Origin of the sequence: Streptomyces sp. NPDC006430, from assembly GCF_040612395.1 — a bacterium.
Classification (GTDB): domain Bacteria; phylum Actinomycetota; class Actinomycetes; order Streptomycetales; family Streptomycetaceae; genus Streptomyces.
Genome location: NZ_JBEXQA010000007.1, coordinates 262,204 through 275,387, shown reverse-complemented (window position 1 = coordinate 275,387; position 13,184 = coordinate 262,204). Strand labels below are relative to the sequence as shown.

Annotated in this window: 12 protein-coding genes; 10 read left to right on the top strand and 2 right to left on the bottom strand. The window is 70.9% G+C overall.

All coding sequences use genetic code 11. The annotated features are described in order from the left end of the window. Positions 1-18: 18 nt before the first annotated feature. On the bottom strand, positions 19-396 hold the full coding sequence (locus ABZZ20_RS14125; protein ID WP_356869669.1) for a DUF1844 domain-containing protein: 378 nt from the start codon (positions 394-396) through the stop codon (positions 19-21). A gap of 389 nt (positions 397-785) precedes the next feature. On the opposite strand from ABZZ20_RS14125, the gene infC reads away from it, so the two are divergent. The 9 genes from infC to ABZZ20_RS14080 all read left to right on the top strand — a co-directional run bounded on the left by infC (position 786) and on the right by ABZZ20_RS14080 (position 10,879). Next, positions 786-1,493: a translation initiation factor IF-3 gene (gene infC / locus ABZZ20_RS14120; RefSeq protein WP_356869668.1), complete on the top strand. Its 708-nt coding sequence runs from the start codon at positions 786-788 to the stop codon at positions 1,491-1,493. Positions 1,494-1,598: 105 nt separating this feature from the next. Further along, entirely contained in the window at positions 1,599-1,793 is a 195-nt protein-coding gene (rpmI, locus tag ABZZ20_RS14115; protein WP_030860183.1) for a 50S ribosomal protein L35, read from the top strand. Between the two features lie 128 nt (positions 1,794-1,921). Then, on the top strand, positions 1,922-2,314 hold the full coding sequence (gene rplT / locus ABZZ20_RS14110; protein WP_352214554.1) for a 50S ribosomal protein L20: 393 nt from the start codon (positions 1,922-1,924) through the stop codon (positions 2,312-2,314). A gap of 133 nt (positions 2,315-2,447) precedes the next feature. After that, positions 2,448-3,314 carry an RNA methyltransferase gene (locus tag ABZZ20_RS14105; RefSeq protein WP_356869667.1) on the top strand — a complete coding sequence of 289 codons (867 nt, stop codon included), beginning with the start codon at positions 2,448-2,450 and terminating at the stop codon, positions 3,312-3,314. Between the two features lie 56 nt (positions 3,315-3,370). Continuing rightward, positions 3,371-4,573 carry an ATP-binding protein gene (locus tag ABZZ20_RS14100; protein WP_356869666.1) on the top strand — a complete coding sequence of 401 codons (1,203 nt, stop codon included), beginning with the start codon at positions 3,371-3,373 and terminating at the stop codon, positions 4,571-4,573. A gap of 164 nt (positions 4,574-4,737) precedes the next feature. After that, entirely contained in the window at positions 4,738-5,865 is a 1,128-nt protein-coding gene (pheS, locus tag ABZZ20_RS14095; RefSeq protein ID WP_356869665.1) for a phenylalanine--tRNA ligase subunit alpha, read from the top strand. Further along, on the top strand, positions 5,865-8,393 hold the full coding sequence (pheT, locus tag ABZZ20_RS14090; RefSeq protein WP_356869664.1) for a phenylalanine--tRNA ligase subunit beta: 2,529 nt from the start codon (positions 5,865-5,867) through the stop codon (positions 8,391-8,393). The genes pheS and pheT overlap by 1 nt, the downstream gene beginning before the upstream one ends. 555 nt (positions 8,394-8,948) lie before the next feature. Next, a complete protein-coding gene (locus ABZZ20_RS14085) occupies positions 8,949-10,289 on the top strand; it encodes a transcriptional regulator (RefSeq protein ID WP_356869663.1) in 1,341 nt (446 codons plus the stop codon). 53 nt (positions 10,290-10,342) lie between these two features. Continuing rightward, the gene (locus tag ABZZ20_RS14080; protein WP_356869662.1) at positions 10,343-10,879 is read left to right on the top strand and encodes an NUDIX hydrolase; all 537 of its coding nucleotides are present in this window, start codon (positions 10,343-10,345) and stop codon (positions 10,877-10,879) included. An 8-nt stretch (positions 10,880-10,887) separates the two neighbouring features. Here ABZZ20_RS14080 and ABZZ20_RS14075 read toward each other — a convergent pair whose 3' ends face one another. Continuing rightward, positions 10,888-11,781, bottom strand: coding sequence for a 3-hydroxybutyryl-CoA dehydrogenase (locus ABZZ20_RS14075; RefSeq protein ID WP_356869661.1), 894 nt, complete (start codon positions 11,779-11,781; stop codon positions 10,888-10,890). 154 nt (positions 11,782-11,935) lie between these two features. Between ABZZ20_RS14075 and ABZZ20_RS14070 the strand changes: the two genes are divergently transcribed. Beyond that, positions 11,936-13,183, top strand: a complete 1,248-nt coding sequence (locus ABZZ20_RS14070) for a family 10 glycosylhydrolase (RefSeq protein WP_356869660.1) — start codon at positions 11,936-11,938, stop codon at positions 13,181-13,183. The last annotated feature ends 1 nt before the right edge of the window (position 13,184 follow it).

Genomic DNA, 13,184 nt, shown 5'->3' with positions numbered 1-13,184 from the left:
GATCCGTGCCTCACCGGCTCAGCCGAAGACCGGCCCGGTGAACTTCTCTCCCGGCCCCTGGCCCGGCTCGTCCGGCACGATCGACGCCTCGCGGAAGGCCAGCTGCAGCGACTTCAGGCCGTCGCGCAGCGGAGCCGCGTGGAAGGAGCTGATCTCGGTGGCGCTCGCCGTGACCAGCCCGGCCAGGGCGGTGATCAGCTTGCGGGCCTCGTCGAGGTCCTTGTGCTCGGAGTCCGGCTTGTCCAGGCCCAGGTTGACCGCCGCGGCGCTCAGCAGGTGCACGGCCACCGTGGTGATCACCTCGACGGCGGGCACGTCCGCGATGTCGCGGGTCATGGCGTCGTAGTCGGGGGCCTGGTCGGCCTCGGTGGCGGGGGTGGGGGTCGCGTCAGTCATGCCTCACACGATAAGCCGGGCCGCGCGGGCCGCCGACCGGGGACCGCGGACCCGGTGCGCGGCCGGCGGGTGCGACGCCACAGGGTGAGCGGACCCGGCGCGGAATGCTATATTGGGCTGACGACCGGCCGGAGACGCATGTCCCCGGCCCACAAGTGGAGGCTCCGCTCTCCCACCCGACCACCCTCCGGGGCGGCGGGTCACCGGTCAGGTGGCATCCATCGTTCCGTACGGACGATGGAAAGCTGCCCGAGTTTGCGCCCCGCGATCACATGCGGCGGTGCTCCGGTTGTTTTGGAGCCCCTGCCTGTGCCCGGCGGGGCATTTTTCGTGTTCCGCCGCGGTTGGTCTGACGACATAAGACGTCAGCGGCTGTCTGCCAGGCAGCCGTGTGGTGCTACCGAGGAGGATCCATCAGCACCGAGCCCCGCATCAACGACCGGATTCGCGTTCCCGAGGTACGACTCGTCGGTCCCAGCGGCGAGCAGGTCGGCATCGTGCCGCTTGCCAAGGCGCTTGAGCTCGCGCAGGAGTACGACCTCGACCTGGTCGAGGTCGCGGCGTCCGCACGCCCGCCGGTCTGCAAGCTCATGGACTACGGCAAGTTCAAGTACGAGTCGGCCATGAAGGCCCGTGAGGCGCGCAAGAACCAGGCGCACACGGTCATCAAGGAAATGAAGCTCCGGCCGAAGATCGACCCGCACGACTATGACACCAAGAAGGGTCACGTCGTTCGGTTCCTCAAGCAGGGCGACAAGGTCAAGATCACGATCATGTTCCGTGGTCGCGAGCAGTCCCGGCCGGAACTCGGCTACCGACTGCTGCAGCGCCTCGCTTCGGACGTCGAGGACCTCGGGTTCATCGAGTCGAACCCGAAGCAGGACGGCCGCAACATGATCATGGTCCTCGGTCCGCACAAGAAGAAGACCGAGGCGATGGCCGAAGCCCGCGAGGCGCAGGCCGCCCGCAAGGCCGAGCGCCAGGGTGTCGCCGCCGACGAGGCTCCTTCCGAGGAAGCCCCCGTCGAGGAGGGCACCGAGGTCGCCTCTGCCGAGGCCACCGAGGATGCCTCTCCCGAGGCGCCGGCCGAGGCCTGATTCCGAGGCAGCCTGTCTCGGATCACCGACACAACATGACGCTCCCGCAAGCCGGTCCAGCACGGGACCGGTGGGGAGCGCCACCGACGAGGAGATAACGGCGCCATGCCGAAGAACAAGACGCACAGCGGTACCAAGAAGCGCTTCAAGGTCACCGGCTCCGGCAAGGTGCTCCGCGAGCGCGCCGGCAAGCGCCACCTGCTCGAGCACAAGTCGTCCCGTGTCACCCGCCGCCTGACCGGCACCGCGGAGATGGCCCCCGGCGACGCCGCGAAGATCAAGAAGCTTCTCGGCAAGTGACGTCCTCCGCTCCCGCCCACCGGGTGGGGGCACGTCCCAGCGTCAGCTGGGAGGGACGTCGAGACCGGGACCCCATCGAATTCGGGCCGTGTGAAGACACCCACGGCCCCGCTACAAGGAGTTAAAAAGTGGCACGCGTCAAGCGGGCAGTAAACGCCCACAAGAAGCGCCGGGCGATCCTCGAAGCGGCCTCCGGCTACCGCGGTCAGCGTTCGCGCCTGTACCGCAAGGCCAAGGAGCAGGTCACCCACTCGCTGGTCTACAACTTCAACGACCGCAAGAAGCGCAAGGGCGACTTCCGTCAGCTGTGGATCCAGCGCATCAACGCCGCTGCCCGCCAGAACGGCATGACGTACAACCGCCTCATCCAGGGTCTGAAGGCCGCCAACGTCGAGGTGGACCGCAAGATCCTCGCGGAGCTGGCCGTCAACGACGCCAACGCTTTCGCCGCGCTCGTCGAGGTTGCGCAGAAGGCGCTTCCGGCCGACGTGAACGCCCCGAAGGCCCCCGCTGCCGCCTAAGCACCACACTGTGCGCAGCGAGGCCTTCACAGGCTTCAGCCCGGACCCGCAGGCCCCGTGCCTGCGGGTCCGGCGCGTTGTAGACGATCCACCTGTTTCGACCCGCAGTACGTACGGAAGCGAGCCGACCGCCATGGGTACCCCCGCCCCCGCCGAGCTGATCTCCCCCCGATCCCCGCGGGTGGCCGCCGCCAGGCGACTGGCGCGGCGCAACTTCCGCACCAAGGAGCGCCGGTTCATCGCCGAGGGCCCGCAGGCCGTGCGCGAGGCCGTCGAGCACCGGGGCGCCGGGGGCACGTCGACCCTGATCGAGCTGTTCGCGACCGTCGAGGCCGCCGAACGCTACGCCGACATCGTCGATGCCGCGCTGGCCGCCGGCGCGCGCGTCCACTACGCCTCGGACGAGGTGCTCGCCGAGGTCTCGCAGACCGTCACCCCGCAGGGGCTCGTCGGCGTCTGCCACTTCCTCGACTCGCCGTTCGAGGACGTCCTCAAGGCCGAGCCCAAGCTGGTGGCCGTCCTGGCGCACGTCCGTGACCCCGGCAACGCCGGCACGGTGCTGCGCTGTGCGGACGCCGCCGGCGCGGACGCCGTCGTACTGACCGACGCCTCCGTGGACCTGTACAACCCGAAGTCCGTCCGGGCCTCCGTGGGCTCGCTCTTCCACCTGCCGGTGGCGGTCGGCGTCCCCGTGGAGCAGGCCGTCGAAGGACTGCGGGCGGCGGGCGTGCGGATCCTCGCCGCCGACGGGGCCGGCGAGGACGACCTGGACGCCGAACTCGACGCGGGCACCATGGGCGGCCCCTCGGCCTGGGTCTTCGGCAACGAGGCGTGGGGCCTTCCCGAGGAGACGAGGGCGCTCGCGGACGCCGTGGTGCGGGTTCCGATCCACGGCAAGGCGGAGAGCCTGAACCTCGCCACGGCCGCTGCGGTGTGCCTGTACGCGTCCGCGCGTGCACAGCGGGCGTCCGGAGGGTGCCGCTCCGTGACCCCCAGCTAGTAGTGTGGCGGCCCGGGGGGCCCACTGCGCTACCCGGAGATGTGGGGTACGGGGACATGACCGTCGGTACGAACAGCTCGCCAGGGGCCACGAAGGCGGCGGGGACGCCGTCCCTGGCGGCCGTGCCCGCGCAGGGCGCGGGCCGCGCCGGACCGGCGGCACCCGGGCCCTGCGACCTTCCCGAGTTCGCCACGATCGGGATCGATCCCGACGACCTGCCCGACGGGCTCGTCGTCGCCGACGACACCGGCCGGGTGATCTGCTTCAACTCCGCCGCCGCCCGGATCACCGCGCTGGCCCCCGGGGAGGCGCTCGGCGTGCGCATCGACCGGGCGCTGCCGTTGGAGGACCTCGACGGCCGCCGCTGGTGGGCGCTGACCGACCCGTACGGCGGCCTCGCCACCCGACGGGGCCAGCCCGAGCGCAACCTCCTGCTCCCCGGGGGCCGCGAGGTCCTGGTCTCGGCCCGCTACGTCCGCACCCACCCCACCGGGCCGCTGCGCCGCCTCGTCGTCACCCTGCGCGGCACCGAGGCCCGGCGCCGCACCGAGCGCAGCCATGCCGAGCTGATCGCCACCGTGGCCCACGAGCTGCGCTCCCCGCTGACCTCCGTCAAGGGGTTCACGGCGACCCTGCTCGCCAAGTGGGAGCGGTTCACCGACGACCAGAAGCGCCTGATGCTGGAGACCGTCGATGCCGACGCCAACCGCGTCACCCGTCTGATCGCCGAGCTCCTCGACATCTCCCGCATCGACTCGGGGCGCCTGGAGGTGCGCCGCCAGCCGGTGGACATGGCCACCGCGGTGGGCCGTCACGTCCAGGCGCTCACCGCGAACGGCCAGGCCCCCGACCGGTTCCTCCTACGGGTCAGCCGAGAGCTCCCCGATCTGTGGGCAGATCCCGACAAGATCGACCAGATCCTCGGGAACCTCCTCGAAAATGCGGTGCGGCACGGCGAGGGAACGGTCACCATCGACGTATCGCCGACCAGCCTGACGAACGCTGCGGGCAAGACCGAGAAGGGAACCGCCGTCACCGTGACCGATGAGGGCCCCGGGATCCCGGAGGAGTCGATGGGCCGCGTCTTCACCCGCTTCTGGCGGGGGAGCAAGCGCGGCGGCACCGGCCTGGGCCTGTACATCGTCAAGGGCATCGTGGAGGCCCACGGCGGCACCATCACGGTCGGCCGCGGCCCCGGCGGCGGCGCCGAGTTCCGATTTATCCTGCCCGTGGGCGCGCCGGCCTACCTCACGCAGTAACCCTGCGGGAGCGTCTCACCAGGCGGCCCACGGGCTCCTCCACCCCCAGCGACCTTTAGACTCGTCCTTTGGCACCTTTGGGCCCTTGTCCGAATCGGTCGATCGAGACTGTTGAGCGGGTCGCGCGGGGCTCCACCAGCCAGCCATCGGAAGTACGGGAAGAGATGTCGGCACCGAACAAGTCGTACGACCCTGTCGAGGTCGAGGCACTGAAACCGGAAGAGATCGAGCGCATGCGGGACGAGGCGCTCGCCGCCTTCGCGTCCGCCGGCGACCTCGACGCGCTGCGCGAGGCGAAGACCGCGCACATGGGCGACCGCTCGCCCCTGGCGCTCGCCAACCGCGAGATCGGCGCCCTGCCGCCCCAGGCCAAGGCCGAGGCGGGCAAGCGCGTGGGCCAGGCCCGCGGCGCCGTGAACAAGGCCTTCGGGGCCCGCACGGTCGAGCTCGAGGCGGAGCGCGACGAGCGGGTGCTGGTCGAGGAGGCGGTGGACGTCACGCTGCCGTACGACCGCGTCCCCGCCGGCGCCCGGCACCCCCTGACCACGCTGATGGACCGCATCGCGGACATCTTCACGGCCATGGGCTACGAGGTCGCCGAAGGGCCCGAGGTCGAGGCGGAGTGGTTCAACTTCGACGCCCTCAACTTCACGCCCGACCACCCGGCGCGCCAGATGCAGGACACCTTCTTCGTCCAGGGGCCGGAAGGCACCGAGGGCGACGAGTCCGGCGTCGTACTGCGCACCCACACCTCCCCGGTGCAGGCGCGATCGCTGCTCGACCGGGAACCGCCGGTGTACGTGGTGTGCCCGGGCCGGGTGTTCCGCACCGACGAGCTCGACGCGACGCACACCCCGGTCTTCCACCAGGTCGAGCTGCTCGCCGTCGACGAGGGTCTGACCATGGCCGACCTCAAGGGCACCCTGGACCACATGGTCCAGGCGCTCTTCGGCAAGGACATGACCACCCGCCTGCGCCCGAACTTCTTCCCGTTCACCGAGCCGTCCGCCGAGATGGACATGCAGTGCTACGTGTGCCGCGGCGAGTCGGTGGGCAACCCCGACCGTCCGTGCCGTACCTGCTCCAGCGAGGGCTGGATCGAGCTCGGCGGCTGCGGGATGGTCAACCCCAAGGTGCTCATCGCCTGCGGTGTGGACCCCGAGAAGTACAGCGGGTTCGCCTTCGGGTTCGGCATCGAGCGGATGCTGATGTTCCGCCACAACGTCGAAGACATGCGAGACATGGTCGAGGGTGACGTCCGGTTCACCCGGCCGTTCGGGATGGAGATCTGATGCGGGTCCCGCTTTCTTGGCTGCGGGAGTACGTCGACCTGCCTGCCGGTGAAACCGGTCGTGACGTACAGGCCAAGCTCATCGACGCCGGTCTCGAGGTCGAGACCGTCGAGCAGCTCGGCGCGGGCCTCAAGGGCCCCCTTGTCGTCGGCCAGGTACTGACCATCGAGGAGCTCGAAGGCTTCCGCAAGCCGATCCGTTTCTGCACGGTCGACGTCGGCCAGGCCAACGGAACCGGCGCGCCGCAGGAGATCGTTTGCGGCGCCCGGAACTTCTCCGTGGGCGACAAGGTCGTCGTGGTCCTGCCCGGCGCGGTCCTGCCCGGCGACTTCGCGATCGCCGCGCGCAAGACGTACGGCCGGACCTCGCACGGCATGATCTGCTCGGGCGAAGAGCTGGGCATGGGCGACGACGGCACGCACGGCATCATCGTGCTCCCCCCGGAGCACGAGGTCGGCACCGACGCGATCGAGCTCCTCCAGCTCGTCGACGAGGTCCTCGACATCGCCGTCACCCCGGACCGCGGCTACTGCCTGTCGATGCGCGGCGTGGCCCGTGAGACGGCCACCGCGTACGGTCTGCCGCTGCGCGACCCGGCGCTGCTCGACGTGCCGGCGCCGAACTCGTACGGCTACCTGGTCAAGATCGACGACCCGATCGGTTGCGACCGCTTCACCGCCCGTACGGTGACCGGCCTCGACCCCGAGGCGAAGTCCCCGATCTGGCTCACGCGACGCCTGCAGAAGGCCGGCATGCGTCCGATCTCGCTCGCCGTCGACGTCACGAACTACGTGATGATGGAACTCGGCCAGCCGCTGCACGCCTACGACCGCTCCCGCCTGGACGGTGCCATCGGCGTGCGCCGGGCCGAGCAGGGCGAGAAGTTCACCACCCTCGACGGGGTCAAGCGCACGCTCGACGCCGAGGACCTGGTGATCACCGACAACAGCGGGCCGATCGGCCTCGCCGGTGTCATGGGCGGTGCCAACACCGAGATCGCCGACTCCGTGACCGACCCCGAGACCGGCATCGTCTCGGGCACCACGGACGTCGTGATCGAGGCCGCGCACTTCGACGCCCTGACGATCTCGCGCACGGCCCGCCGTCACAAGCTCGCCTCCGAGGCCTCCAAGCGCTTCGAGCGCGGCGTCGACCCGCAGGCGGCCTCCGCCGCCGCGCAGCGGACCGTCGACCTGCTCGTACTGCTCGCGGGCGGCACCGCCGAGGCCGGCGTCACCGAGCTCACCGCCCCGGGCGCACCGCGCTCCATCGCAATGGGCGCGGACCACCCGGACCGCGTTGCCGGCATGGACTACGGCCGCGAGACCGTGGTCCGCCGCCTCCAGGAGATCGGCTGCGACGTCTACGGCCAGGACGAACTCGTCGTGACCGTCCCGTCGTGGCGGCCCGACCTCGCCGAGCCCAACGACCTGGCCGAAGAGGTCATCCGGCTGGAGGGGTACGGGAACCTTCCCTCGACCCTGCCGCAGGTGCCCTCCGGCCGCGGTCTGACCGCCCGGCAGCAGCTGCACCGCCGGGTGGGCCGCGCGCTGGCCGGCGCGGGTTACGTCGAGGCGCTCAGCTACCCGTTCGTGGGCGAGGGCGTCTTCGACCAGCTCCAGCTGCCCGCGCACGACGCCGCCCGACAGGTCGTCAGGCTCGTCAACCCGATCTCCGACGAGGAGCCGGCGCTGCGCACCACGCTGCTGCCGGGTCTGTTGGGCGCGCTGCGCCGCAACGACAGTCGGGGCAGCCACGACCTCGCCCTCTTCGAGACGGGTTCGGTCTTCCGGGCCGGCCCGCAGCCGGGTGTGGCCGTACGGCTGCCCGTCGACCGCCGTCCCACGGTCGAGGAGATCGCCACGCTGAACGCCGCGCTGCCGGCCCAGCCGCGCTACGCCGCGGTCGTGCTGGCCGGTGCGCGCGAGCAGGCCGGCTGGTGGGGCAAGGGCCGCCCGGCCGACTGGGCGGACGCGGTGCAGGCCGCGCGCTCGCTGGCCGTCGAGGCCGGTGCCGAACTCGTGGTCCGCCAGGGTCAGTACGGGCCGTGGCACCCGGGCCGCTGCGCCGAGCTCGTCGTTACCCTCGACGGGGTCGAGCAGGTCATCGGCCACGCCGGTGAGCTGCACCCGCGCGTCGTCAAGGCGATGGGCCTGCCGGCCCGCACCAGCGCCATGGAGCTCGACTTGGACCGCCTCGCGGCGGCCGGCGGCGAGGCCATGCAGGCGCCCCGGATCTCCACGTTCCCGGTGGCGACCCAGGACGTCGCACTGATCGTGGACGCGTCCGTTCCGGCGTCGTCGGTGGAGGCCGCACTGCGCAAGGGAGCCGGCGAACTGCTGGAGTCCCTGCGGCTGTTCGACGTGTTCACGGGTGAGCAGGTCGGCGCGGGTAAGAAGTCCCTGGCGTACGCGCTGCGCTTCCGCGCGGCCGACCGCACGCTGACGGCCGAGGAATCCACCGCCGCGCGCGACGCGGCAGTGGCGCTGGCCGCCGAGCGTACCGGGGCGGTGCTGCGCGGCGCATAACCGCTGCCGCGGTTTCCGCCGCACGTAGGGCTGTTGAGGGGCGCATCCGGACCACCGGATGCGCCCCTCACTCGTTCCGGTGAGAACGCCGGCCACTCGTGTCCGGTGATCGGGCGGTGGACAGCATCGGGGGAAGTGCCCCAGCTCCTGCCGGGCCCGGTGACCAACCGGGCACCGGCGGAGCCGGAGCGCGCCGCCCGCCTGCCATGGAGTGTCGGGCAGACAGCAGAGCGGGCGGCGCGGGGGCGGGTCGTCGCACTGTACGAGGGGGAGCCGACGACCCGAGCTACCTCTTGGCGAGGCCCTTAAGTGAAGCGCCCCCGGGGGCTCTTGCGGCAGAGTGCGTATCGCATTTATGCGCGTACTCACTTCACACCCTGTGTGAATCGAGCTCAGTACACCCTGTGTGAATCGAGCTCAGTACGCCCTGTGTGAATCGAGAGCAGTACCCCTGTACGAAATCGAGAGCAGCACACCCGGTGTGAGTCGAACGCAGTACCTCCGTGTGAACCGTGCACCCACTAGCCTGGGTGCGAAGAGCCCTTGGAGGGGCCCATGCAGCCCAATGACCTGCTCGACGCCCTCCTCGCCGAGGCGGGCATGTCCCACGCCGGACTTGCCGCGCACGTGAACCAGGCGGGTCGGTCCCGCGGACTCGCGCTGCGGTACGAACACACCGCCGTCACGCGGTGGTTGAAGGGACAGCGCCCGCGCGGTCAGGTGCCCGACCTGATCTGCGAGGTGCTCGGCGGTCGGCTCCGGCGCCCGGTGTCGTTGGACGACGTCGGGTTCGGCGTGCCGGGGCAGCCGGTGTCCGCACACGGCTCCCCGCTCAGCGGTTTCGTCGACCGGGCCGCCGCCCTGTGGCGTTCCGACGAACAGGGCCGGCTCCAGCTGCTGACCGTTGAGGCCGTCACCGGTACGCCCGCAGTGATACCGGTCTGGGAGTGGGAGAACCCGCCCGAGGACGCCGACGTCTCCCGCGACGGGCCGACCCGGATAGGTCCGGAGCACATCGAGGTCCTCCGGGCCGCCCGTGCGCACTACGAGCTGATGTACCGCCGGGCCGGCGGGGTGGCCACCCGGGCCCGGATCGTCCACTTCCTCGGCAGCGAGACCGCCCCCATGCTGCGCGGGAACTACTCGGACGCTCTCGGCCGCCAGTTGCACCGGGCGAGCGGCTCCCTGGTGGCGGTGGCGGGGATCTGTGCGTACGACTCGGACGCTCACGGGCTCGCCCAGCGCTACTTCCACCAGGCGCTTCGGCTCGCGAAGGCGAGTGGGGACCGGGGGCTCGGCGCCTACGTCATCGCACTGATCGTCAACCAGTCCCTGCACCTGCGGGAGCACCGCCAGGCGGTGGCGTTCGCCGAGGCCGCTCTGCGTGCCGCGGGTCGGCACACCACCCCTGCGCTGGCTGCCGACCTGTACGCCATGCAGGCGAAGGCGTACGCCCAACTAGGCGACACGGGGGCCGCGTTGGCCTGTATCCGGAATGCCGAGGCGGCTGCCGAGCGGATCCGGCCCGGTACGGAGCCGGACGAGACCGGGTACGTGCAGCCCGGGCTGGTCAACGTACAGGTCGCCGAGGCGCTGCTCAGTCTCGGCGACCTCGACGCCGCGCACGAGCAGGCGACCGCGGCCGTCGGGACGCCCGCGCACGACCGGGGGCGGGTCCACCGGCTGGCGATGCTGTGCGAGATCCAGCTGCGCCAGGGCGAGGCGGACCGCGCGGTGGCGGCAGCCGCCGAAATGGCCGAAAGGGCCCGGGGAATGGAGTCGCGGCGGCTGCGGGACCGGCTGCGGATGGTCCGCGAACAGCTGCTGACCAGCGGATGTGCCGGCGCGGAAGAGACTGCACGGCTCATCGACGGGGCGCTGCGCGTTCCACTGTGACGGGCCGAGCTGCTGCCATGTTGCCACCAACGGAAACGGAAGGTGGCATAACCGTGCAGTGGACGAACCTGAGTGAGCAGACCGTGTACAAGAACCGCTGGTTCGACGTGAACCTCGCCGATGTGGAACTCCCCGACGGCCGACACCTGGACCACTTCGTGATCCGGCTGCGTCCGGTCGCCGTCGCCACGGCCGTCAACGAGGCCAATGAGGTACTGCTGCTGTGGCGGCACCGGTTCATCACCGACAGCTGGGGCTGGGAACTGCCCGCGGGCGTGGTCGAGGACGGCGAGGACGTGGCGCACGCCGCGGCCCGGGAGATGGAGGAGGAATCGGGCTGGCGGCCCGGTCCCCTCCACCACCTCATGACCGTCGAGCCGGCCAACGGACTCACCGACGCCCGCCACCACCTCTACTGGGCGGACGGGGCCACGTACGTCGGACATCCCGAGGACGACTTCGAGTCCTCGCGCCGCGAGTGGGTGCCGCTGAAGCTGGTACCGGACATGATCGCGCGCGGCGAGATCCCGGCCGCCAACATGGCGGCCGGGCTGCTGCTCCTGCACCACCTGCGGATCGGCCAGCCGTAGGCCGGGGATCAGCCGTACGGGTAGAAACCCGAGCCGGTCTTGCGGCCGAGGCGGCCCGCATCGACCATGCGCTGGAGCAGCGGGGGAGCGGCGTACAGGGGCTCCTTGAACTCCGCGTACATCGAGTCGGCCACCGAGGCCACCGTGTCCAGGCCGATCAGGTCCGCCAGCTTCAGCGGGCCCATCGGGTGGGCGCAGCCCAGCTCCATGCCGTTGTCGATGTCCTCGCGGCTCGCGATGCCGGACTCGAACATCCGGATCGCGGACAGCAGGTACGGGATGAGGAGCGCGTTGACCACGAAGCCGGACCGGTCCTGGGCGCGGATCGCGTGCTTGCCCAGCACGTCCCGCACCAGGGCCTCAGAGCGCTTGATCGTCTCGTCGCCCGTGGTCAGCGCGGGGATCAGCTCGACGAGCTGCTGCACCGGTGCCGGGTTGAAGAAGTGGATGCCGATGACCTGGTCGGGCCGCGAGGTCGCGACGGCCAGCTTGACCAGCGGGATCGAGGAGGTGTTGGAGGCGAGGATCGCGTCCGGGCGGGTGATCACCTGGTCGAGGACCTGGAAGATCTCCGTCTTGACCTGCTCGTTCTCGACGACGGCCTCGATGACGAGGTCACGGTCGGCGAACTCGCCGAGATCGGTGGTGAAGGTGAGGCGGGCCAGGGTGGCGTCCCGCTCCTCCTCGCTGATCTTGCCGCGTTCGGCGGCCTTCGTCAGGGAGTTGTGCAGCCGGGTGCGCCCGATCTCCAAGGCCTCGCCGGTGGTCTCGGCGACCTTCACCTCGAGGCCGCTGCGGGCACACACCTCGGCGATGCCCGCGCCCATCTGGCCACAGCCCACTACGCCGACTCGGGTGATGTCGGAAGGGAGGTCAGTCACTTCGTGCCTTTCGCTGCTCATCCGTCGGCGGGTCCCCCGTGCTTCGCAGTGGTAACTGCATTCCGGCGCCCGCCACGCCCCCCGACGTTACCCCCGACCTTGACCTTGCCGGGGGGCCGGGGCGGGCATGCTGTCAGAGGCACGGCAATGTCACGCAACGGAACGGAGTCGTCACATGGAGTGCATCGGACGGCGGGAGCTGCTGGCGGGGGCCGCCGGGCTGCTGGCCGCGGCCGGCTCGGCGAACCCTGCGGGAGCGGTGGGGGCGGCGCGGCGGCCGGGTCCGGGAAGGAAGGCCGCGGCCGAGTTCCGCGGCATGTGGATCGCCTCTGTGGAGAACGTCGACTGGCCTTCCGAGGCCGGGCTGACCGCCGAGGCGCAGAATGAGGAGCTGACCGACCTCTTCGACACCGCCGTCGCCCGCCGCCTGAACGCGGTGGTCCTCCAGGTGCGGCCGACCGCCGACTCGATGTGGCCCGCCGCCCGGGAGCCCTGGTCGCAGTGGCTGACCGGGGAGCAGGGCGAGGATCCCGGCTGGGACCCGCTCGGTACCGCGGTCGCCGAAGCCCATGCCCGGGGGCTGGAACTGCACGCCTGGTTCAACCCGTACCGGGTGGCCAACCACACCGAACCCGAGCGCCTCGCGGTCACCCATCCGGCCCGGCTCCGTCCCGAGTGGACGGTCGCGTACAACGGGAAGCTCTACTACAACCCCGGTCTGCCCGAGGTGCGCACCTTCGTGCAGGAGGTCATGCTCGACGCCGTTGCCCGCTACCCGGTGGACGGGGTGCACTGGGACGACTACTTCTACCCGTACCCCGCCGAGGGCGAGGACTTCGACGACGACGACGCGTACGCGCGCTACGGCGGCGCCTTCGCCTCGCGCGCGGACTGGCGCCGGCACAACACGGACACCCTGGTCAGCGAGATGTCCGCCCGGCTACGCGTGATCCGCCCGGCCGCGCGCTTCGGCATCAGCCCCTTCGCGATCTGGCGCAACAGCGACCGGGACCCGCTGGGTTCGCCCACGCAGGCGGGCGTCGAAACGTACGACGACCTGTACGCGGACACCCGCAAGTGGGTCAAGCAGGGGTGGATCGACTACATCGTGCCGCAGGCCTACTGGCAGCTCGGCCACCCGACCGCCGACTACGCCAAGATCGTCCCCTGGTGGGCGAAGACCGTCGCGGGCACCGGTGTCGCCCTGTACGTGGGGGAGGCGCTGTACCGCTGCGACCGCAACAGCGCCACCGCGGCGTGGCGCGATCCGGCGGAGCTGTCGAATCACGTGGCGTTCGCCCGCGGATATCCGGAGGTCCGCGGCCACGTCTACTTCTCGGCGAAGCAGGTGGTCGCGGACCCCAACGGAGCGATGGCCAGGGTCGTTGCCGACCACTACCCGACGACGGTGCCGCCGCGTTGAG

What these genes read in the sequence shown, in the direction of transcription:
- ABZZ20_RS14125 (WP_356869669.1), bottom strand. Translation starts at nt 396, where the DNA reads ATGACTGACGCGACCCCCACCCCCGCCACCGAGGCCGACCAGGCCCCC.
- rpmI (WP_030860183.1), top strand. Translation starts at nt 1,599, where the DNA reads ATGCCGAAGAACAAGACGCACAGCGGTACCAAGAAGCGCTTCAAGGTC.
- ABZZ20_RS14105 (WP_356869667.1), top strand. Translation starts at nt 2,448, where the DNA reads ATGGGTACCCCCGCCCCCGCCGAGCTGATCTCCCCCCGATCCCCGCGG.
- ABZZ20_RS14100 (WP_356869666.1), top strand. Translation starts at nt 3,371, where the DNA reads ATGACCGTCGGTACGAACAGCTCGCCAGGGGCCACGAAGGCGGCGGGG.
- pheS (WP_356869665.1), top strand. Translation starts at nt 4,738, where the DNA reads ATGTCGGCACCGAACAAGTCGTACGACCCTGTCGAGGTCGAGGCACTG.
- pheT (WP_356869664.1), top strand. Translation starts at nt 5,865, where the DNA reads ATGCGGGTCCCGCTTTCTTGGCTGCGGGAGTACGTCGACCTGCCTGCC.
- ABZZ20_RS14085 (WP_356869663.1), top strand. Translation starts at nt 8,949, where the DNA reads ATGCAGCCCAATGACCTGCTCGACGCCCTCCTCGCCGAGGCGGGCATG.
- ABZZ20_RS14075 (WP_356869661.1), bottom strand. Translation starts at nt 11,781, where the DNA reads ATGAGCAGCGAAAGGCACGAAGTGACTGACCTCCCTTCCGACATCACC.
- ABZZ20_RS14070 (WP_356869660.1), top strand. Translation starts at nt 11,936, where the DNA reads ATGGAGTGCATCGGACGGCGGGAGCTGCTGGCGGGGGCCGCCGGGCTG.